The 20,070-nt window shown below is 67.6% G+C and carries 20 protein-coding genes; all 20 read right to left on the bottom strand.

Features of this window, described 5'->3' with window-relative positions; translation table 11 throughout:
• Nucleotides 1-6 precede the first annotated feature (6 nt).
• Nucleotides 7-921: a LysR family transcriptional regulator gene (locus ACSQ9I_RS05350; protein ID WP_093111602.1), complete on the bottom strand. Its 915-nt coding sequence runs from the start codon at nt 919-921 to the stop codon at nt 7-9.
• A 27-nt stretch (nt 922-948) separates the two neighbouring features.
• Nucleotides 949-1,275 (bottom strand): ferredoxin, encoded by a 327-nt coding sequence (gene fdxA, locus ACSQ9I_RS05345; protein ID WP_093111604.1) that lies wholly within the window; start codon nt 1,273-1,275, stop codon nt 949-951.
• A gap of 12 nt (nt 1,276-1,287) precedes the next feature.
• Complete coding sequence (locus ACSQ9I_RS05340) at nt 1,288-2,064, bottom strand: enoyl-CoA hydratase-related protein (RefSeq protein WP_093111606.1); 777 nt, start codon at nt 2,062-2,064, stop codon at nt 1,288-1,290.
• Nucleotides 2,061-3,224: a CaiB/BaiF CoA transferase family protein gene (locus ACSQ9I_RS05335; RefSeq protein ID WP_436312481.1), complete on the bottom strand. Its 1,164-nt coding sequence runs from the start codon at nt 3,222-3,224 to the stop codon at nt 2,061-2,063. Before ACSQ9I_RS05335 ends, ACSQ9I_RS05340 begins: the two co-directional genes overlap by 4 nt.
• The gene (locus ACSQ9I_RS05330; protein WP_436312480.1) at nt 3,224-4,603 is read right to left on the bottom strand and encodes an FAD-dependent oxidoreductase; all 1,380 of its coding nucleotides are present in this window, start codon (nt 4,601-4,603) and stop codon (nt 3,224-3,226) included. The genes ACSQ9I_RS05335 and ACSQ9I_RS05330 overlap by 1 nt, the downstream gene beginning before the upstream one ends.
• A 198-nt stretch (nt 4,604-4,801) precedes the next feature.
• Entirely contained in the window at nt 4,802-5,650 is an 849-nt protein-coding gene (locus tag ACSQ9I_RS05325) for an ABC transporter permease (protein WP_436312479.1), read from the bottom strand.
• 12 nt (nt 5,651-5,662) lie between these two features.
• Nucleotides 5,663-6,448, bottom strand: coding sequence for an ABC transporter ATP-binding protein (locus tag ACSQ9I_RS05320; RefSeq protein ID WP_436302925.1), 786 nt, complete (start codon nt 6,446-6,448; stop codon nt 5,663-5,665).
• Nucleotides 6,449-6,452: 4 nt separating this feature from the next.
• Complete coding sequence (locus ACSQ9I_RS05315) at nt 6,453-7,481, bottom strand: ABC transporter substrate-binding protein (protein WP_436312478.1); 1,029 nt, start codon at nt 7,479-7,481, stop codon at nt 6,453-6,455.
• Nucleotides 7,482-7,583: 102 nt separating this feature from the next.
• On the bottom strand, nt 7,584-9,044 hold the full coding sequence (yjjJ, locus tag ACSQ9I_RS05310) for a type II toxin-antitoxin system HipA family toxin YjjJ (protein WP_436312477.1): 1,461 nt from the start codon (nt 9,042-9,044) through the stop codon (nt 7,584-7,586).
• A 77-nt stretch (nt 9,045-9,121) separates the two neighbouring features.
• Complete coding sequence (locus ACSQ9I_RS05305; RefSeq protein WP_436293735.1) at nt 9,122-10,153, bottom strand: branched-chain amino acid ABC transporter permease; 1,032 nt, start codon at nt 10,151-10,153, stop codon at nt 9,122-9,124.
• Between the two features lie 22 nt (nt 10,154-10,175).
• Nucleotides 10,176-11,036 (bottom strand): branched-chain amino acid ABC transporter permease, encoded by an 861-nt coding sequence (locus ACSQ9I_RS05300; RefSeq protein ID WP_436302921.1) that lies wholly within the window; start codon nt 11,034-11,036, stop codon nt 10,176-10,178.
• A 3-nt stretch (nt 11,037-11,039) separates the two neighbouring features.
• On the bottom strand, nt 11,040-11,741 hold the full coding sequence (locus ACSQ9I_RS05295; protein ID WP_093111622.1) for an ABC transporter ATP-binding protein: 702 nt from the start codon (nt 11,739-11,741) through the stop codon (nt 11,040-11,042).
• Complete coding sequence (locus tag ACSQ9I_RS05290; protein WP_436312476.1) at nt 11,738-12,457, bottom strand: ABC transporter ATP-binding protein; 720 nt, start codon at nt 12,455-12,457, stop codon at nt 11,738-11,740. Before ACSQ9I_RS05290 ends, ACSQ9I_RS05295 begins: the two co-directional genes overlap by 4 nt.
• Entirely contained in the window at nt 12,454-13,707 is a 1,254-nt protein-coding gene (locus tag ACSQ9I_RS05285) for an ABC transporter substrate-binding protein (protein WP_093111626.1), read from the bottom strand. The genes ACSQ9I_RS05290 and ACSQ9I_RS05285 overlap by 4 nt, the downstream gene beginning before the upstream one ends.
• Before the next feature lie 40 nt (nt 13,708-13,747).
• Nucleotides 13,748-14,803: a maleylacetate reductase gene (locus tag ACSQ9I_RS05280; RefSeq protein WP_436315713.1), complete on the bottom strand. Its 1,056-nt coding sequence runs from the start codon at nt 14,801-14,803 to the stop codon at nt 13,748-13,750.
• Between the two features lie 10 nt (nt 14,804-14,813).
• Nucleotides 14,814-16,277: an aldehyde dehydrogenase family protein gene (locus ACSQ9I_RS05275; protein WP_436306257.1), complete on the bottom strand. Its 1,464-nt coding sequence runs from the start codon at nt 16,275-16,277 to the stop codon at nt 14,814-14,816.
• A 41-nt stretch (nt 16,278-16,318) separates the two neighbouring features.
• Nucleotides 16,319-16,780, bottom strand: a complete 462-nt coding sequence (locus ACSQ9I_RS05270; protein WP_093109598.1) for a nuclear transport factor 2 family protein — start codon at nt 16,778-16,780, stop codon at nt 16,319-16,321.
• A 16-nt stretch (nt 16,781-16,796) separates the two neighbouring features.
• On the bottom strand, nt 16,797-17,159 hold the full coding sequence (locus ACSQ9I_RS05265) for a c-type cytochrome (protein ID WP_436312475.1): 363 nt from the start codon (nt 17,157-17,159) through the stop codon (nt 16,797-16,799).
• On the bottom strand, nt 17,156-18,898 hold the full coding sequence (locus ACSQ9I_RS05260; protein WP_436312474.1) for an FAD-dependent oxidoreductase: 1,743 nt from the start codon (nt 18,896-18,898) through the stop codon (nt 17,156-17,158). Before ACSQ9I_RS05260 ends, ACSQ9I_RS05265 begins: the two co-directional genes overlap by 4 nt.
• Nucleotides 18,899-18,948: 50 nt before the next feature.
• On the bottom strand, nt 18,949-19,956 hold the full coding sequence (locus ACSQ9I_RS05255; protein ID WP_093109595.1) for a hydroxyquinol 1,2-dioxygenase: 1,008 nt from the start codon (nt 19,954-19,956) through the stop codon (nt 18,949-18,951).
• Nucleotides 19,957-20,070 lie beyond the last annotated feature (114 nt).

The following is a 20,070-nucleotide window of genomic DNA, read 5'->3' as shown; positions in this document are numbered from 1 at the left end:
GCAGCCCTAGAGCGCGGCGGCGATGCTCTCCAGCTGCGCCAGGCGCCGCGCCATGCGGCCGACGAAGTTCTGCGTGACGTGGGGCAGGATGCGCTGCGACGGCACCACGATGCCCACCTGCATCTGGTTGAGCGCCGGCAGCGCGAAAGGCCGCCAGAGCAGATCCCCGCGCTTGAGCTCCTCGATGAAGGCAATCTTCGAGAAGCAGGATATGCCTTTGCCGCCCATGATCAGCCGCTTGAGCAGGGGCGTCGAATTGCAGGTTGCGGCCGGCTCCATGTCGTCCCAGAAGGCGGTGAACTCGGGCGAGAGCGAAGCGCTGACCACGGGGTGCGAGCTCGAGCGCAAGAACGGAAAGTTCGCGCAATCCTTCAGCGACACGCTGTCGTGCTTCGCCAGCGGATGCCCCGGCGGCATCACGAGCCCGATCGGAAGATTCGCCAGGGCCACCGCCGCGACGCCGCCGGGCAGGCGATTCACGAAAGTGAGACCCACGTCGACCTGGCCCGACATCACCAGCTGAGGCACCTCCATCGGCTGCGTCGCGGTGATGGTGTAGGTGACCGCGGGGAAGATCTGCAGGAACTCCTCGACCGCAGCCGGCAGCAGCTCCTCGAAGAACGAATCCATCGCGGCGAGCTTCACATGGCCGGTGCGCTCGCCCTTGAGCGCATCGAGCTCGGTGCGCATCACCTGGAACTGGTGCAGCGTTTCCTGCGCATGCTTGAGCAGCCGTTCGCCCGCCGGATTCAGGCGCAGCCCGTTGGGCAGGCGGTCGAACAGCTCGACGCCGAGCTCGTCTTCGAGCTTGTGGATCTGCCGGTTGACGGCGCTGGCCGCCACGTACAGCCGCTCCGAGGCCTTGCGCACCGAGCCGCAGCTCGCCACCTCGATGAAGTACTTCAGGACGATGGCATGCATCAGCCTGCTCTCCTGCATCCTGGCTGCTCAGGCGCGCGGCGCTTCCTGTGCGATGCGCGGATGGTCGCAAGCCACGCGCCGCGCCTCGGCGCCGCCGGGCGAGCCGAGGCCGCTGACCTCGGCATCGAAGAACTCGCGGTTGATCGCAATGAAATGCCCCAGTTCGGGCGGCAGCCGAAACTCTTCGTAGATCGCCTCCGTCGGGCAGGCGGACACGCAAACGCCGCAGTCGATGCATTCATCCGGGTGAATGTACAGAGTGCGCTCGCCTTCGTAGATGCAATCGACGGGGCAGCACTTCACGCAGGCGCCGTCCTTGACGTCGATGCAGGCGGTGGTGATGACGTGGGCCATGGGACGACTCGCCTAGCGGCCCTGCCATTGGGGCTTGCGCTTCTGCTGGAAGGCCAGCACGCCTTCGTTCGAATCTTCGGACTGCAGCGCCTTCACCAGCGCCGGCAAGCGCATGCCGTGGGCCTGGGCCGGCGACATCGTGCCGGTGTGCCGCACCACCTGCTTGACGGCCCGCAGCGACAGCGGCGCACAGGCGAGCAGCTGCTGCACCCAGCGATCGACCGCCGCGTCGAGCCCGGCGCGCGGCACGACTTCGTTGATGAGCCCGATCTCGAGCGCGCGCTGCGCCTGGATCCGTTGCCCGGTCAGCATCATGGCCATGGCCTGGCGAAACGGGATCTGCCGCTGCAGCAGCAGCATGCCGCCGTCCAGCGGAAGGCGCCCGACCAGGGGCTCGGGCAGGCCGAAGCTGGCTTCCTCGCACGCCACCACGAGGTCGCAGCCCAGCACCATCTCGAGGCCGCCGCCCAGGGCGAAACCGTTGACGCGCGCGATCACCGGCACGTCGAGCGTCTCGCGCAGCGCGATGCCGCCGAAGCCGCCGGGCCGGGCCGCGGCCCAGTAGTCGACGCCTTTGAGATTCGAAGTGTTCTTCAGGTCCGCGCCGGCGCAGAAGGCGCGCTCGCCGGCGCCGGTCAGCACCACGACACGGATGTCGTCGCGGCGCTCGATCTCGGTCCAGATGCGGATCAGCTCGGCTTCGGTGGGCAGGTCCACCGCGTTCATCACCTCGGGCCGGTCGATGGTGACCGTCGCGACATGGTGCGCGACTTCGAACAGGACGCTCATGCGCCGGCCTCTTCGATCAGCGCGCGAGCTTCGGCGAGCACTTCCTCGGTGTGCTGGCCAAGCCGCGGCGGCTCGCGCAGCAGGCCGGTCTGCGCGCCGGACATCTGGATCGGGCTGGCGATGAACTTCAGTTCGCGCTTCGACGAATCCTCGCCCTCCAGGATCATTCTGTTGTGCAGGGTCTGCGGGTCGACCAGCGCCTCGCGCATGTTGCGCACCGGCGCCGAGAGCAGGTCCTCTGCCTCGAGGCGGCCCAGCCAGTGTTCGCGCGTGTTGCTCGCGAAGCGTTCGTGGAAGATCGCGTGCAGCTCGGCCTTGTGCGCGAACTGCGCTGCCAGGTTGGCGAAGCGCGCGTCCTGCGAGAGATCGTCGATCTCCAGCGCGGCGCAGATGTCGCGCAACGGATTCGCCTTGAACGCGCCGACCAGCACCAGCGGACCGGTCTGCGTATCGAAGACGCCCGACAGCGGCATCGCGGCCCAGTTGACCTCCGAGTCCTCCATCATGACCATCGCAGCCTCCTGCATCTGCATCGACAACATCGAGTTGTAGAGGGAGACAGCAATCTTCTGGCCCTCGCCCGTGCGTTCGCGCTGCAGCAGTGCGAACAGGATGCCTTGCACCATGTGCATGCCGGCCGTGTAGTCGGCCAACGCGGTCGGGTAGATCGAGATCGGCACCGAGGCATCGGCGCGGCGCGCCATCACGCCGGTCAAGGCTTGCGCGAGCACGTCCTGCCCTCCCTTGTGCGCATAGGGTCCGGATTCGCCGAAGCCGGTGCCGACCGCATACACGATGCGCGGGTTGAGGCGCTTGCAGTCCTCGTAGCCGAGGCCGAGGCGCTCCATCACGCCGGCGCGGAAGTTGTTGGTGACCACGTCGGCATCGGCGATCAATGCCTTGACCAGGTCCATCTGCGCCGCATCGCGCAGATCGATCTCGACGCTGCGCTTGTTGCGGTTGAGGCTGCAGAAGATCGGGTTGTCGTGCCCCGCGACCGGCGCGAAGGTCGAGCGGCTCAGGTCGCCCGCGCCCTTGCGCTCGATCTTGATCACGTCGGCCCCGTGGTCGGCCAGCATCTGGGTACAGACCGGGCCCATCATCACCTGCGTGAAGTCGATCACGCGGATGCCGGCCAGCGGCAGGTTAGCGGTCGTCATCACGCGGCCTCCGCAAACGAGCGGGCGATCGCCGGCACATCGGTGTTCGGGCCCTTCTGGTCGCCGGGGTCGGCGCCCTGGGCGCGCAGCGTGCGCTGCAGCTTGGCGACGTCCACGTGGCGCACGGACACGCCGGCGTCGAGCGCCAGTGCCGCGGCCACGCCGGTGGCCTCGCCCATCGCCATGCAGGGCGGGATCTCGCGCGAGATCTTCTGCGCCGCCGAGGTCGCGGAGTAGTGGCGGCCGGCCACCAGCAGGTTCTCCACGCTGCGCGGCAGCAGGGTGCGCAAGGGGTAGTAGTAGTCGCGGCCGCGGGCCACGCTGTCTTCGAAGCGGGTGCGCTGGGCCAGGTCTTCCTTGGTCATCACATACTCGCCTTCGAGCAGCCGGGTCTGGCGGATGCCGGTTTGCGGCGCCATGTCGACCAGGTAGCAGTTCTTGAAGCCGGGCAGCCGGGCGCGAACGAAGTCGATCACCTTGTGGATGGTGTTGCGGCCTTGGACCTCGGCGCGCGTCAGGTCGGCCACCTTCAGGCCGTCGAGTCCGGGCATGTGCGGGCAGTTGCACCAGACGATGCCCGGCAGCGGCGTCTTGAGCCACCAGTTCTCCCAGGCGCCGCCCAGCATGTGCTTGACCTCGCGGTCCAGCGCCTGGAAGGCCTGCGGCTCCTCGCTCTCGAAGCGCTCGGCCTCGTCGGTATCGACGCCGCCGAGCCGGAACACCGTGGTCACGATGTAGGCGCCGCTGATGTGGGGCGCGCCGGCCGATGCCGCGACATCGAGGTCGCCGGTGGCGTCGATCACCACCTTGCCCAGGATCGCTTCGCGCCCGCCCTTGGTCTCGCAGACCACGCCCTTGACCTTGCCGTCCTCCACCAGGGTACGGGAGAACCACGAGTGCAGGCGCAGTTCGATGCCGGCCCGCTGCACCATCTCGAGCGAGGTGCGTTTCCACGCGTCGGGGTCGAAGGCCGCCGCGAAGCAGATCGGGTGCGGCTTCTCCTTGCTGTGGAAGTCGTAGGTGCCCCAGCGCTTCCAGCGCCGCACCGAGTCGGGCAGGCTGCCCCAGTCCTGCTGCTTCGGATATTCGGCCAGGCCGAGCGCGGCCATGCGATCGATCATCTCGAGGCAGATGCCGCGCACCGAAATTTCCTTCTGCTGGTTGTCCCACATGTCGTCGAGCACCAGCACCATGCCGCCCGAGGCCAGGCCGCCGAGGTGGTTGTAGCGCTCCAGCAGCGTCACGCTCGCACCGTTGCGCGCAACGGCAAGGGCCGCGGCCTGGCCGGCCGGCCCGCCGCCCACCACCACCACATCCGATTCGGCTGCCACACGAACGTCGTGCGCAGACTCCTGCATCCAGTCGCCGATACGGCTCATAGCTAATCTCCTGTTTGTCCTGTTTGAAATGTCGAGGTGACGCACTGCGTTAGGGCCCGTTAACACATGAATCACCCCCGGCCCTTCGGGTGGGGCCCAAGAGAGGGCACTGGGTGTGCAACCCAGTTCCGCTTGGCGCCCAGATTGGGCCCTCTCTGGGGCCCCACGCGGGGGTGATTCATGTGTTAACAGGCCCTTCTAGTGCGTGCTCTCCGGATGCCAGCGAATGATCCAGCGCTCGGCCAGGGTCACGAGCAGGAAGAACAGGCCCGAGAGGCTCGCGCTCATGACGATCGCGGCGTACAGCAGCGGAGAGTCGAAGTTGAAAGTGGCCTGAAGAATCATGGCGCCGATGCCGACCGTGGCGCCCACCCATTCGCCGACCACCGCGCCGATCACGCACATCGATGCCGCGATGCGCAGGGCCGAGAACAGATAGGGCAGCGCGTTCAGGAGCCGCAGGCGGAAGAAGATCTCCGTCTTGCTGGCCGACAGCACGCGCATCAGCTCCATGGCCTGCGGGTTCACCGATTCGAGGCCGCGCACCATGTTCACCAGCGTCGGGAAGAAACACACCAGCGCCGCGATGGTGATCTTCGGCTCCATGCCGTTGCCCATGATCAGCACCAGCACCGGGGCCTTGGCCACCAGCGGCACGGCGTTGAACATCAGCACCACCGGGAAGAAGATGTCCTGCAGCGTCTTGTTGTGCACGAAGACCGTCGCGATCGCGATCGCGGCGAGGTTGCCCAGCAGGAAGCCGCCGGCCGCCTCCATCGCGGTGGGGATCAGGTTGTCGAGCAGCACGGCGCGCTTGGCGTGGAGCGTTTCGAGCACTGCCCATGGCGTGGGCGCGATGAAGGGCTTGACGTCGAAGATCGCGATGACGGCCCACCACAGCACGACGAGGCCGACGATGCCGAGCGCCGGCAGGATGCGGCGGCGCCAGACGCGCCGCTGGCGCGCTGCGGCCCAGGCGAGGTACTCGGGGTCGGCGGGAACTTGAGCCAGGCCGGTCACCGGCGTATCGATGGAACTGGTGGTCATGGGGGCCTCCCGTCAGCAGGTTTCCAGCACGCGCCGCAAGTGCGCGGTGAGGCGCACGAACTCGGGGGTCTCGCGGATGTCCAGCGTCCGGTCTTCGGGCAGCTCGACCGGCACGATCTCGCGCACGCGGCCCGGATTGGCGGCCAGCATCAGCACGCGCTGGCCCAGATAGGCGGCCTCATGGATGCTGTGGGTGACGAACAGGATCGTCACGCCGGTTTCCTTCCAGACGCGCCGGATCTCCTCGTTGAGCCGGTCGCGCGTGATCTCGTCGAGCGCGCCGAAGGGCTCGTCCATCAGCAGGATCTTCGGGTCGCTGGCCAGTGCGCGCGCAATCGACACGCGCTGGCGCTGGCCGCCCGACAGCTCATGGGGCCAGGCCTGCGCCTTGTCCTTCAGGCCGACCAGTTCGAGCAGCTCCTGCGGCGAGCGGCGTCCCTTGCGGCTCGCGCCGCCGCCCACCTGCAGCGGCAGCTCGACGTTCTGCAGCGCCGTGCGCCACGGCAAGAGCGCCGCATCCTGGAACACGAAGCCGATGTCGCGGTTCTTGCGCGCGGCCTGCGGCGTCGCGGAGAGCACCTCGATCTTTCCGCGGCTCGGCTCCAGCAGGTCGGCAACCACGCGCAGGAAGGTGGACTTGCCGCAGCCCGAGGGCCCGAGCAAGGTCAGGAACTCTCCGTGAGCGACGTCGAGGTCCAGGCTCTTGATCGCAGTCACGTCGCGGCGCTCGGTGAAGAAGCGCATGCCGATGTCGCGACAGGAGATCGCGGGCGAGGCGTTCGTCAGAACGGCAGCCATGGCATCACGCCTTCATCCGCGCGGCCGCGCTCGCCTTGAGGCCGTCGAGCCACAGCACGTCTTCCACCTTCGGCGTGCGCGCGGTGAACTGGCCCAGATCCGCGTACATCGAGATCTGTTCCTGCCAGACCGCCGGGTCCATCGCGCCCCAGCCCTGCGTCTGCGCCAGGCCGCCGAAGCTGTACTCGAGCATCACGTCGGCCGCCACGCGTTCGTCCTCGCGCTTGAGGTTGGGGTATTCCTTGACCAGCAGGTCGACCGCCTCGTCGCGGTTGGCCTTCACATGCTGCCAGCCGCGGGCGGTGGCGCGCAGGAAGGCTTCGATGACCTTGGGCTGCGTCTCGAGCGTCTTGGTCGACGCGTAGTACGGCAGCGCGTAGAGCTTCACGCCCGAGTCCCACAGCGTCAGGTCGACGCGCTCCGGGCCCAGCACCTTGAGCGCAGTCGTGCTGGTGAGCCAGCCGGTGACCACATCGACCTGGCCCGTCAGCAGCGGCGACATGTCGGCGCCGATGGTGACGACCTTGACCTCCTTCTCCGGAATCTTGTTCTTCGCCAGCAGGGCACGCAGCAGCACGGCCGCCGTCGACGGGAGGCCCACCCGCTTGCCGACCAGGTCGGCCGGCTTGCGCACCGGGTTCTTGGCCAGCGAGAAGAAGGTGAAGGGGTGCTTCTGCGCGCCGACGGCGAAGCACTTGATCGGCAGGCCCTGCGAGACCGCGAGCATGACGGACGGGCTCGAGGAGACCTGCCCCAGCTCGTAGCGTCCCGAGGCGACGATGGCCACGCCATCGATGTTGGGGCCGCCGGGCTGGATCGCGAAATCGATGCCTTCCTGTTCGTAGAAGCCCAGCCGCTTGGCGACCACTTCGCCGATCTGGTTGACACCGACGATCCAGCCGAGCTGCATGTTGATGCGCGCCTTGCCCTGCGCGAACGCGTCGATCGACAGCAGGCCGCCCGCCGAAAGTCCGCCGGCAATGAGCGAGGTCTTGAGCAGGCTTCGGCGGCCGGAGTCGTGGAGATGGGCCATGGCAGGTTCCTTTTGATGCAAGAGGATGAAGGCAGTGGGCGGATGCTAGGAGCGGAGGGCGTTGCCTCCAAGAACCGTTTTTCGCAACGGGCGAGCTAAAAATTAGGGCGGAGTGCCAGGGCAGCGGCTCGCCCGAGGTGGCCGGCCTGTTTCAGGCCACGGACCCGCGTTGCCTTGCGTCAGCTCGGCCGCTCTCGCTGAAAGACCGGCTCGTCCGCGGCGGGCTGCGGCGGGCTGCGGCGGATCTTCATGCGCCGCAAGGCTGCGCGCGTGTCGCCCTGCCGCCTCGCGGAACGCGCCGGAGATCCGCTTGTCCCCGGCCGCGCTTTGCCAGAACGCGATGGCCAGTTTCCTGGCTGCGTCCCAAACCCGCAGCGTGTCTGCCGTGGGGACCAGCTTGCCTGGATCGAAGTCGTCCCGCGACACCAGTTCACCGGCCACGGGTGCATAGACCATGGGCAAGGTGTCATAGGCCGGCGCCAGCGCCCAGTTGCCCGATGGATCGATGACCAGCGAAATGTTCCCGTAATGCCGGTCGGTATTGCCGATCAGTTGTCCGTATGCCTCCAGCAATCGAAGCCTGTCGGCATCGCTGGGGCGCATCAGGCCGCGCGTGCTCATACGCTCCGCGGACGCGGCCCAGTTGTCGATCTGGCCGATGTACTCGTTGTCGAACGCGAGCAGGGAGACCATGCCGATGCGGCCGCGCGTGGTGCGGTCGAAGCGCTCCACTTCGAGCAGGGTGCGGCCGCCTGCAACGAAGATCCGTGTCCTCGCCGCCGGAACGCCAGCCGCGTTCAAGGTGGAGAGGGCCAGGTGCTCGCACACCAGGAGGTCGGCCCACCGTTGCTCGGGCGCAGAGTCCCCTGCGGGCGAGAACTTCACGATCACGGGCTGGCCGTCCTCGCGAACGGTGCAGAACTTGGGCTGTTCGCCACCCACGGAGGAACCGGGCAGGGCGCCGTGCATCGCGGCCTCGGCCAACTCGGGGTACAGATCCGGCGACGCCCGATCGGCCGGGCCTGCGTGCATGAAGCGCTCGAACGACCCGGCTCCAAGGATCAGGTTGCCGGGCAAGTCCTCACCGACTTGGCTCAGGGCTCTCAGGACGTCGTCATCCGTCCAGTGATCGGGGTTGTCGGCAAGGTGGAGTTCCTTCCGGGCATGCGCGAATGCGCGTCCGAGGAAACCTTGCGGCCGCATGTCGGCCAGGAACCACGGCAGGCCATCGTGAAGCTGCGCACGAGTGGGCTCGAACTCCTCGACCCAGCATCGACCTCTGACCGCAGGAATCAAGGTGCCGAACTCGGCGGCCTTTCCGGTGCCGTCCACCTTCATGATCGGGATGGTGCCGGTGGTGCTTATGCCCTCCACGCGGCGCGGCATGACATAGGCCTGATTCCGTGCGCGGCCGACCTTGAGCACCTCGCCCGCCGAAAGAAGCGGCGCGAGCGCACGCGAAATGGAGGCTTGGCTTGCACCGCAGACCTGCTGCAGCTCAGCGCTGCGCGCGGCGCCAGCGGTACGCAGCGCCTGTCGAACGCGCTCGGTAAGTTCGCTCATGTGAATAGATCGAACCTGCGGACACACCTCTTGCAAGTCGACTTCGGAATATAAAAATGAATAGATTAATGAATAGATTAATGAATAGATTCTAATACCTTATCTGATGGGGCGCTGCCCACCAGCACCCGCTGCGTCGGAAACAGCGACCACCCCCAGCGCTGCTGCGCGTAGCCCCAGAGCCCCTGCTTGAAGAAGATGGTGACCACGATCGCCAGCAGGCCGAGGCCCAGCAGGTACCAGGTGCCGTAGTCGCTGAAGAACTTGTTGAGCGCCCAGAAGATGAGCGCACCCACCAGCGGCCCCTCGATGCGGCCGATGCCGCCGATCACCACCATGAAGATGGCGAAGGCGGTCCAGTTCACGCTGAAGGCGGCGTCGGGGCTGATGCGCAGGTTGCCGACGAAATAGAGCGCGCCCGCCAGGCCGGCGCCGAAGGCCGCGACCACGTACACCGCGAGCTTCATGCGCACGACAGGGATGCCCTGCGATTCGGCGGCGACTTCGTTGTCGCGAATGGCGAGCAGCGCAAGCCCGCGCTTGCTGCGCAGGAACAGGTAGACCAGTGCGATCGCCGCCACCACGCAAGCCAGCGCCATCCAGTAGGTCACGCTCTCGCGCGTGGCGCGCTCGATGCCGCGCAGGGCGGTGAGCGTGGTGCCCGAGCCGCCGCCCACGACCGAGACGTTGGCGAAGCTCAGGCGGAACACCTCGGCGATGACCCAGGTGCCGATCGCGAAGTAGCCGCCCGAGAGCCGGAAGGCGACGAAGGACACCGGCACCGCGATGGCCCCAGCCGCCAGCGCGCCGAGCGGAATGGCGATGAAGGGGTTGACGCCGGCGAAGTTGCCGAGCATCAGCATCACGTAGCCGCCGAAGCCGAAGAAGGCCTGCTGGCCGATGCTGACCATGCCGCCGTACCCGGCGAGCAGGTTCCACATCATCGCGAAGATGAAGTAGCAGGCGATCTCGACGAACTCGCGCATCCAGCTCGATTCGCCCCAGAAGGGCAGGCTGGCGGCAAGGGCGACCAGCACCGCCGCCACCATCAGCGCGGCGCGGCTCGCGGCTGTACTGCGCACGACGTCGAACGCCGGGTTCGGGGTCAAGACCGGATTCCTGGTCATTGCATCAGCCTCGCGTTTTCGGAAAGAGCCCTTGCGGCCTGAGCACCAGCACCAGCAGGAAGACGATGTGCCCGACCCAGATGCCCCAGCCCGGGTCGAGTCGGAAGCCGATCTGCTGCGTGATGCCGAGGATCATTGCGCCCGCGAGCGTGCCCCAGAAGGAGCCCATGCCGCCGATGATCACGGCCTCGAAGGCGAACAGCAGCAACAGCGGCCCGTCCGAGGGTGACACCGTCGTGCGCATGCCCTGCAGCGCGCCGGCCACCGCGATCAGCACGAAGGCGATGGCGGTCGCGAAGGCGTAGACCTTCTTCGCGTTGAGGCCCATGAGTTCGGCGATCTCGCGGTCGTCCGACACCGCCCGGAACGAGCGGCCGAGCGCCGTGCGCGCGAAGAGCCATTGCAGCGCCGCCGTCGCGGCAACCGCGATGGCGAGCACCACCAGCGGCAGCACGCCCAGCGACAGCGACTCGCCGATGCGAAGCCCCAGCGTGTTGAGGCCGCCGGTCTCGATCGAGCGCGGATCGGCTGAGAACAGTTCCAAGAGCAGGTTCTGGATCACGATCGAGAGGCCGAAGGTCACGACCAGCGAGGGCAGCGGGTCCTTGCCCAGCGTGCCGTTGAGCACGTAGCGCTGCAGCGCATAGCCGAAGCCGAAGGCCAGCGGCAGCACCGCCAGCGCGACCAGGAAGGGCGCACCGCCCACGAGCGTGGTGCCGGCGATCACCGCGAAGGCGCCGAGGATGATGAAGTCGCCCTGCGCGGTGTTGGTGAGCCGCATGACGCCGAACATCAGCGACTGGCCGAGCGCGAAGAGGGTGTAGAGACCGCCGAGCAGGATGCCTTGGAGCAGGGTTTCAAGCACGGCTCAGACTCCGAAGTAGGCCGCCGAGATCTGGTCCCGCGTGAGCGCGTCCGATCGGCCCGCGAGCGACACGCGCCCCTCCTGCAGGCAATAGATGCGCTGCGACACGCGCTGCGCCATGCTCACGTCCTGCTCGACGATCACCACCGTCATGCCTTCGCGGGTGATGGCCGGCATGGCGGCGTAGATCTCGCGGATCACGATCGGCGCCAGGCCCAGCGAGAGCTCGTCGCACAAGAGCACCTCGGGGTTGCTCATCAGCGCACGGCCCAGCGCCACCATCTGCTGCTGGCCGCCCGAGAGCGAGGTGCCGGGTTCGTGCCGTTTCTCGGCGAGGATGGGGAACAGCGCGTAGAGGCGCTGCAGGTTCCACGGCCCCTTGCGGCCCGCGTGGCCGCCGATCAGCAGGTTCTCCTCCACGCTGAGGCTGGAGAACAGGCGCCGGCCCTCGGGCACCATCGCCAGCCCGCGCTTCACGATCTCGCCGGGCGCGAGGCCGCCGATGGCCTCGCCCTTGAAGTGCACCGCCTCGCGCGGCGCGCGCACCAGGCCCGTGAGGCACTTGAGCAGCGTGGACTTGCCCGCGCCGTTGGCACCGATGACCGCGACCAGCTCGCCCTGCGCGAGCTCGAAGTCGATGCCGAAGAGCGCCTGGGCATCGCCATAGAAGGCCTTCAGGCCTCGGGCTTCGAGCAGCTTCGTCATGCCTCCATCCCCATATAAACCCGCCGCACCTCCGGATCGCCCATCACCACCCGCGGCTCGCCTTCCGCCAGCTTCTGCCCGAAGTTGATGACGAACAACCGATCCGCCAGCGAGAGCAGTGCATGCACCACGTGCTCGATCCAGATCATGGTCACGCCGCGCGCCTTGATCTGCTTGAGCTCTTCCACCAGTTGCCTCGCCTCGGGCTCGGTCAGCCCGCCCGCGATCTCGTCGAGCAGAAGCAGCCTGGGCCGCGTCGCGAGCGCACGCGCAAGCTCGAGCCGCTTGCGGTCGAGCAGGGTCAGACCGCCGGCCGGCTTGTTGGCATGGGCCATGAGGCCGGTCTCGGCCAGCACCTCCTGCGCCGTCTGCCAGGCCTCGCGCTCGGTCTGGCCGGCGCCGAAGCAGGCGGCCGTGACCAGGTTCTCGAACACGCTCATGTGGCCGAAGGGCTGCGGCACCTGGTAGCTGCGGCCGATGCCGGCATGGCAGCGCTGGTGCGGCTTGAGCGTGGTGACGTCGCGCCCTTCATACTCCACGCGCCCCGCGTCGACGCGCACGTCGCCCGAGATCAGGTTGAACAGCGTGGTCTTGCCCGCGCCGTTCGGCCCGAGGATGCCCAGCGTCTCGCCCTCGGCCACCGCGAGCGTAATGTCGTCGGTGACCTTGAGCGCGCCGTAGGACTTGCAGACGCCGTGCAGCGCGAGAAGCGTCATAGCGGCTTGAGGGTGCCGCCGGCCGGAATGCTCTTGGCCGCATCGTTGTTGACGATGGTCAGCTCGACCTTGTACTTCTGGCCCTTGTTCCACTGGCCCAGCACCAGCGGCGTCTTGCTCACGTTCTTGAACGGGCCCTGCCCGCCCCACTTCACCGGGCCGACCACCGTGTCGAGCGAGGTGGCGGCGACCGCGTCGCGCACGTCGGCCGCCTTGGGCGACTTGGCGCGCGAGAGCGCGTTGGACGCGACTTCGAACAGCGCGTGCGCGAAGCCGATGGGCTGCGTCCATTGCTTCTTCGCGCCCGCCTCGTAGGCCTCGGCCAGCGACTTGGCGCTCTGCTTCGTGAGGCTCGAGGTGAAGGGATGCCACGGGCTCCACCACACCTCGGTCGACAGGCCGTAGCCCAGATCGCCCAGCGCCTCGATCGCGCCCGGGAACAGGAGCGCCTTGCCCAGAGTGATGACCTTGGGCCTGAAGCCCTGCTGCCGCGCCTGCGTGAGGAAGGTCTTGGCATCGGGCGGGATCACCACGCCGGTCACGATCTCGACGTTGTCGCGCTTGAAGGCCGCGATCTGCGCGCTGAAGTCCTGCGTACCGTTCTGGAAGCGGCCCGGGTCGGTGAGCGTGAAGCCCATCTGCGCCAGCGGCTTCGGGAAGCCGAGCTCCTTGTCGCCCCAGGCATTGCCGTCGCCGTCGTTGGGGAACAGGCCGCCGACCTTCTTGTTGGTCTCGACGGTTTTCCAGCCGTTGGTGAAGTTGGCGATGACGTCCTCCAACCCCCAGAACAGGTGATAGGTCCAGTTGAAACCCTTGGCCGGATCGCCCTTGCGGCCGAAGAACCAGGGCTGCCACGGCACCACGCTGGAGACGCAGGGCACTTCGTTGAGCTCGCAGGCGTCGCTCACCGGATTCGCGGTCTCGGGCGTGCCGGCGGTCAGCACCAGCGCGACCTTGTCCTTGAGGATCAGATCGTTGGCGACCTCGCCCGCGCGGTTGGGATTGGACTGGCTGTCCTTCAGCACGATCTGCACCGCGTACTTCTTGCCGCCGACGCTGAGGCCGTCCTTGAAGGCCGTCTTCATCTGCTCGATGACCCACTTGTCGGCCTCGCCGAAGGGTGCGAGTGGCCCGGTCTGCGGCGACACGTAGCCGATCTTCAGCGTGTCGGCGGCGAACACCAGCGGCGCGGCGCCACTCGCGGCGAGCGCGGCCGCGGCCTGGGTGAACTGTCTGCGATTGAATGTCATGGTTGTCTCCTTCTTTTGCTTCTCTTCTTGCACAAGGGATTCAGGCCGGCTCGCCCTCGAAGGCGCGCTGCAGCAGCGCGCGGATCGCCTCGCGCTCGACCGGGCGCGGATTCCAGTACGGGTTGGCCGCCGCGATGTCCGCCGCGCGGTCGAGGTCGCTGTGCTTCATGCCGATGTCCTTGAGCGCGACCGGCGCGCCGTTGTCGCGCGCCAGCTCGAAGAGCCCTTGCGCCGCGTTCTCGCGGCCCAGCGCTCGCGCAATGCGCTCAATCGCCCGCGGCGCCGCGGCCGCGTTGTAGGCGATCGCATGCGGCAGCACCACCGCGTGCACCTCGGCATGCGGCAGGTTGAAGCTGCCGCCCAGCGTGTGGCACAGCTTGTGGTGCAGCGCCATGCCGACATTGCCCAGCACGCTGCCGCACAGCCACGCGCCGTAGAGCGCATCGGAGCGCGCCTCGATGTCCTCGGGCTGGCGCCGGATCGCGGGCAGCGCACGCGCGATCGCGGCAATGCCTTCCTCGGCCATCAGGTCCATCACCGGGTTGCTGTCCTGCGCATAGAGCCCCTCGGCCGCATGCGCGATCGCATTGATGCCGCTGGTGACGCTCAAACCCACGGGCAGGCTGCGCGAGAGCTCGGGGTCGTAGATCACGGTGCGCGGCAGCACACGGGGATCCTTGCCGGTCTTCTTGAGGCCCGCTTCGGTCAGGCCGTAGATCGGCGTCATCTCGCTGCCCGCGTAGGTGGTGGGAATCGCCAGGATGGGCAGACCCGAATCCAATGCAATGGCCTTGCCCAGGCCGGTGGTGGAGCCGCCGCCGATGGCCACGGCGCAGTCGGCATCGAGCTCACGCGCGATCTCGCGAGCCTCGCGCGCGGTCTCGATCGGCACGTGCATCGCGGCGCGGTCGAAGATGCCGGCGGCCTGGGCGCCCAGCAGCTCGGCCACGCGCTCGGCCTGGGCGCGCTGCTCGGGCGTGCACAGCACCAGCGCACGGCGCGCGCCCAGCGCGTCGATCTCGCGCGCCAGGTGGGCGAGGCTGCCGGCGCCGAAGACCACGCGCTGCGGCTGGCTGGTGTAGACGAAGTCGCGCATGGCCATGGCATCAGCGCTGGAAGTGCGGCGGGATCTGCGCATCGATGTTGACCCAGACGCTCTTGACCTGGGTGTACTCGCGCATCGCATCAAAGCCCATCTCGCGCCCATAGCCGCTCTGGCCGACGCCGCCGAAGGGCGAGCCCGGGTTGACGCGCTTGTAGCTGTTGATCCAGACCATGCCCGCATGCAGGTCGCGCGCGACCCGGTGCGCGCGCTGCAGGTTGCTGGTCCACAGGCCGCTGCCGAGGCCGTAGTCGGTGCCGTTGGCGATCTGCATCGCCTCGGCGTCGTCCTTGAAGGTGAGCACGGTGACGAAGGGGCCGAAAACCTCCTCCTGCGCCACGCGGTCGCGCCACGACTTTGCGCGCACCACCGTCGGCTCGACGTAGCAGCCTTTCGCGAGTTCGCCGCCGGGCGAGCTGCCGCCGGCGAGCAATTCTCCGCCCTCGCCTTTCGCCACTTCGACATAGCTCAGCACGCGTTCGCGGTGCTGCGCGCTCGTGAGTGGACCCATCTCGGTCGCATCGTCGAGCGGATTGCCGAGCCGGATGGACTTGGCGAGCGGAATGAACTGGTCGAGAAAGGCGTCGGCGATCTTCTCGTGCAGCATCAGGCGCGAGCCCGCGATGCAGGCCTGCCCCTGGTTGTGGAAGATGGCCCAGGCGCTGCCGTTGACGGCGGCGGGCAGGAAGGCGTCTTCGAACACGATGTTGGGCCCCTTGCCGCCGAGTTCCAACTGCACCTTCTTGAGGTTGCCGGCACTGGCCTGCACGATGCGCCGGCCGGTGGCGGTGCTGCCGGTGAACGCGATCTTCGCGATCTCGGGATGCTCGGCGATGTACTGGCCCGCGACGCTGCCCAGCCCCGGCAGCATGTTGACCACGCCGGCGGGCATGCCGGCCTCGGCCATGAGCTCGACGATCTTGAGCGAGCTGAGCGGCGTGATCTCGGCCGGCTTCATCACGATGCAGTTGCCGGCCGCGAGCGCGGGCGCCATCTTCCAGCTGGTGAACATGAGCGGGAAGTTCCACGGCACCACCTGGCCCACGATGCCGACCGGCTCGCGCAGCGTGTAGTTGAGGAAGCCCTGCTCCACCGGAATGGTCTCGCCCTGGAACTTGTCGGCCATGCCGCCGAAGTAGCGGAAGCAGGCCGCCGTGCGCGGCACGTCGAGCTTGCGCGAGTCGCGCACCGGATGGCCGGTGTCCAGCGATTCGAGGCGCGCGAGCTCTTCGGCGTTGGCCTCGATCAGGTCTGCGAGCTTGAGCAGAATGCGTCCTCGGTCGGCCGCGGCCATGCGGCTCCAGGCCGGGAAGGCGCGCTTCGCCGCGGCCACGGCACGGTCGACGTCGGCCTTGCCGGCCAGCGCGACTTCCACGATGGTCGAGTTGTCGTGCGGATTGAGCGTGGCCAGCGTCTCGCCCGACTCGGCGTCGACGAATCGGCCGTCGATGAAGAGCTGGTGGCGGATGGGGGTCTTGAGGCCTGCGGCCTGCTGGATGTCTGCGAGCTTCATGTCTTCAACCAGGGGTAGCGGGCCGTGTCCTTGCCGGCGTAGTCGGGATCGAGGTAGATGAAGCAGCGCTGGATCAGCCAGTCGCGCACCTCGAACACGTCGCACCAGCGGCCCGCGCCCCACTCGGGCACGCCCGCGCGCCAGGGCCCGTCGGCATGCTCGCCGTAGCTCGTGCCTTCGCAGGCGAACAGGTCGGTGCCCGAGAAGATCCAGTTGAAGCCGGCGTAGTCGTGGCGGATGGATTTGCCGCGGCTGCCGACTTCGCCGAAGAGCTTGCCGATCTCGTCCTTGCCGTTGGCCAGGCCCCATTTCGGAAAGTAGACCTGCGCGTCGCTCGCGAACAGGTCGAGGATCGAGCCGCCGGTGGAAGTGACGCCGCCGTTGTCGTAGGCCTTGAGGTATTCGAGCGCCACCGACTTGCGTTGCTCGTCGGTCATGGTTTGACGTGTGAGGGCCATGGTGTGTCTCCTTCTTTCACTTCTGCGATTGCATGTACTCGATGAGCGCGGCGCGCTTCTTCGGGTCGTCCTGGAAATAGACCATCGTGTTGCCCGGCGCGACCGCCTGGGTGTCGGTGAGCCACTTGTCGAGCAGCGCGCGATCCCAGGTCTTGCCCTTCATCGCGTCGACGTATTGCTTGGAGTAGGTGAAGCCGCCGTTGGCCGCCGCCGGCTTTCCGAGCAGGCCGAACAGGTTGGGCCCGACGCCGTGCGGCTCGCCCTTGCCGAAGCTGTGGCACTGGGTGCATGCGGTCTGCGCGAGGCGTTGGCCGGGCGATTGCGCGTGGGCCAGGTTCGCGGCGAGCGCCAGCACCGGGATGAGGAGCCAGGTCTTCATGCTGCGCTCCTGCCCTCGGCATGCGCCGCGTTCGCCGCGCGGTAGGCGAAGGCGATGATCGGCCCCAGCGTCGCGCCGCCGGCCCAGTAGGCACGGCCCGAGGCCGAGGCGACGCAATTGCCGACGCCGTAGAGGCCGGGGATCGGCCGGTCGCGGCCGTCGAGCACGCGGCCGTGCGTGTCGGTCTTCGGTCCGCCCTTGGTGTCGAGGGTGCCGGCGACGACCAGCGCCGCGTAGTACGGGCCGGCATCGGCCAGCGGCCACATCGTCGGGTTGGCGCGGCCCGGCTCGGCTTTCACGTCGCCGTTGAAGAGCTGCTCGACGATGCGCTCGCCGCGCTGGAAGTCGAGGTCCTTGCCGGTTTTCGCGAACTGGTTGAAGCGCGCGATGGCAGCCTGCAGGTTGGGCAGGAAGTCGGGCGCGAGCTTCGCGCCGCCGGTCGCGCCCGCGTACTTGGCCAGGCGCTCGTCGATGGCACGTGCCAGTTCCGCGAGCGTGGCGCCCTTGATCACATGGCGGTCGTCGGTGCCGGGCGGCACGATCAGCCGGCCGTATTCGGCGCTGGCCGAATGCTGCTGCGAGCGCTGGTCCCAGACCGCGATGCGCACCAGGTTCGGGTACTCGGCCTTGGCGCCATCCCATTCGAAGAAGGTCTGGGCCAGCTCGTTGTACTGCAGCTTCTCGTTGACGTTGCGCCGGCCGTACTTGTTGACGAAGAGCATCGAGTCGCCGGCCACCGAGAACATGCCCGAGATCGAGCCGTCCTTGGCGATCGCCTTCTCCAGCGGGATCGGGCAGGTCCAGGCGTAGTTCATGTTGCGCAGCTGAGCGCCGAGCGGGCCGGCGATCTGCACGAAGTCGCCCTCGTTGCTGGGCGCCGCGCAGCCGCCATAGATCGGGCCGTTCAAGAAGTTCTTGCGCAGCTCGACGTTGTGCGTGAAGCCGCCGGTGGCGAAGATCACCGCCTTCCTCGCGCGCAGCCGTACCGTGGCATCGAGCTCGTCCTTCGCTTCGACGCCGATCACGCGGCCGGACTTGTCCTGCAGCACCTTGGTCACGCGCATGCCGGTGCGGATCGGAATGCCCTCCTGCCGTGCCTTGGCCGACAGCGTGCGCACCGCCACCAGGCCGCCGTCGGACATGCTGGGGATCGCGTCCTTCGGCACCAGCACGCGGCCCTTGGGCGCCTTGTCTTCGGGCAGCTCGGCGAAGTAATCGGGCACGTCGGCCACGTGGCGATAAGGCAGCGCGCCCTTGGCCGCCAGCAGCTCGGTCGCCGGCGAGGCGCTGTCGTAGAAAGCGGAGCACATGTCGTACTCCCATGGCGTGAGGCCCAGGCGGGGATGCGCCGGATCGTAGGTCTGCGGGCTCGACAGCCGCGCCACGTACTTCAGGAAGTCGGGCTTGGGGTCGGCGATGCCGGCCTTCTTCATCGCCTCGTTGTTCGGCACCCAGTACCAGAACGCGGCCTTGGCTGTGGTACCGCCGATGCTGCCGGCTTTCTCGAGGATCACCGCGCTGTTTCCCTGCCAGCGCGCGAACAACGCCGAGGCCAGGCCGCCGCAGCCGCTGCCGCAGACCACGACGTCGTAGCTCGCGTCGAAAGCCGGTGCGGCTTCGGCTTCCTGCGTCGAAAGGCCCAGCGTCGCCGCAGCGACGGCCGCCGAGCCTGCGCCGGCCTGCTGGATGAATCGTCGGCGCGAAGCTGCGCCGGCATCGGATCGGATGCGGTCTGCCATCTCTTGTCTCCTAAACACAGAGGACGCGCCGCTCCGCGGCGCGTTTTCCTCTAGAACGTTACGGGGATCTCGGGGCTCTCGCCCTTCTGGATCTCATAGACCAGGCTCGGCGAGCCGTTCTCCCACACCAGCAGCATCGAGCGCTTCGGGCTGAAGCCCTGGTGGCGGCAGTAGGCGGGCATGGCGGCCATGTCGCCGGCCTTCATGATCACGCGGGCCATGGGCTTGCCAGTGTTCTTGTCGCCGCAGTCCCAGTGGATCTCGTCGGTCATCTGGAAGAACCACTCGACCCGGTCGTTGCCGTGGATGATCGGCAGGATGTGCTCCTCGGTGGTCGGGCACATGAAGCTGTGCTTCACCACCGAGGTGAAGCTCGGGTTCCAGGTGACCTGCGAGCGGCTCAGGAAGCCGAAGAGATTGAAGGCATGCACCTCGTTCTCGAAGCCGGGTTCCGGATGCAGCTCGGGCTCCCCCTGCGGCACGTCGGCGAAGGCGCGATTGACCGGCGCGCCGGTGTCGTCGCTGCGCAGTCGGAGGTCGTCCTTCAAGCCGACGCAGCGCTTGGCGAGCTCGCGCGCCCGGGTGATCTTGGCGGTGTTGTTGCCTTTCTTGCGACCGTAGGGCGAGCCGGTTTCCTGCGGTGCGCTGAAGGGGTCGAAGCTCTCGTTGGTCCAGTCGTCGAGCATGGCTTCGAAGGTGGCGCGGATCTGCGCGGTCGGGAAGTTCTCCAGCAAGTCGATGCCGGCTTCCTTCATCGTGCCGTTGAAGCTGCCGGCGTAGAGGTCCACCGACTGGTAGTGGTTGACGGTGCCGACCACGTCGTCGAAATTGACCCAGCCGTAGAAGAAGCCCCAGGCCACGTCGCGCATCAGCGCGCGCAGGTAGTTGCCGGCGTCCATGGTGTGGCTCATGGGCCGGCCGTCCTTGGTCTTCCAGGTGATGTGGACGAAATACTCGTCGCGCCGGAAGCCGAAGCTGCCGAGCGAGAAATCCTTGTAGCCAAGCGCGGCGTCGGGCTGCGACGCGATGACCTTGGCGAGTTCTGCGGGTGCGTTCATGTTGTGTGACTCCTTTGTTTCGATGCTGGCTGCTGTCCCCTTCGGGGAACACCGCGGAACCGGCTTAGCTGGGCCGCTGGTGTTGCCCCCGGTGAGGGGGTTGGCGTAGCGACA

Source organism: Variovorax sp. LjRoot84 (genome assembly GCF_964254305.1).
Lineage (GTDB): Bacteria > Pseudomonadota > Gammaproteobacteria > Burkholderiales > Burkholderiaceae_C > Variovorax.
This window is presented reverse-complemented; position numbering and strand designations above follow the sequence as displayed.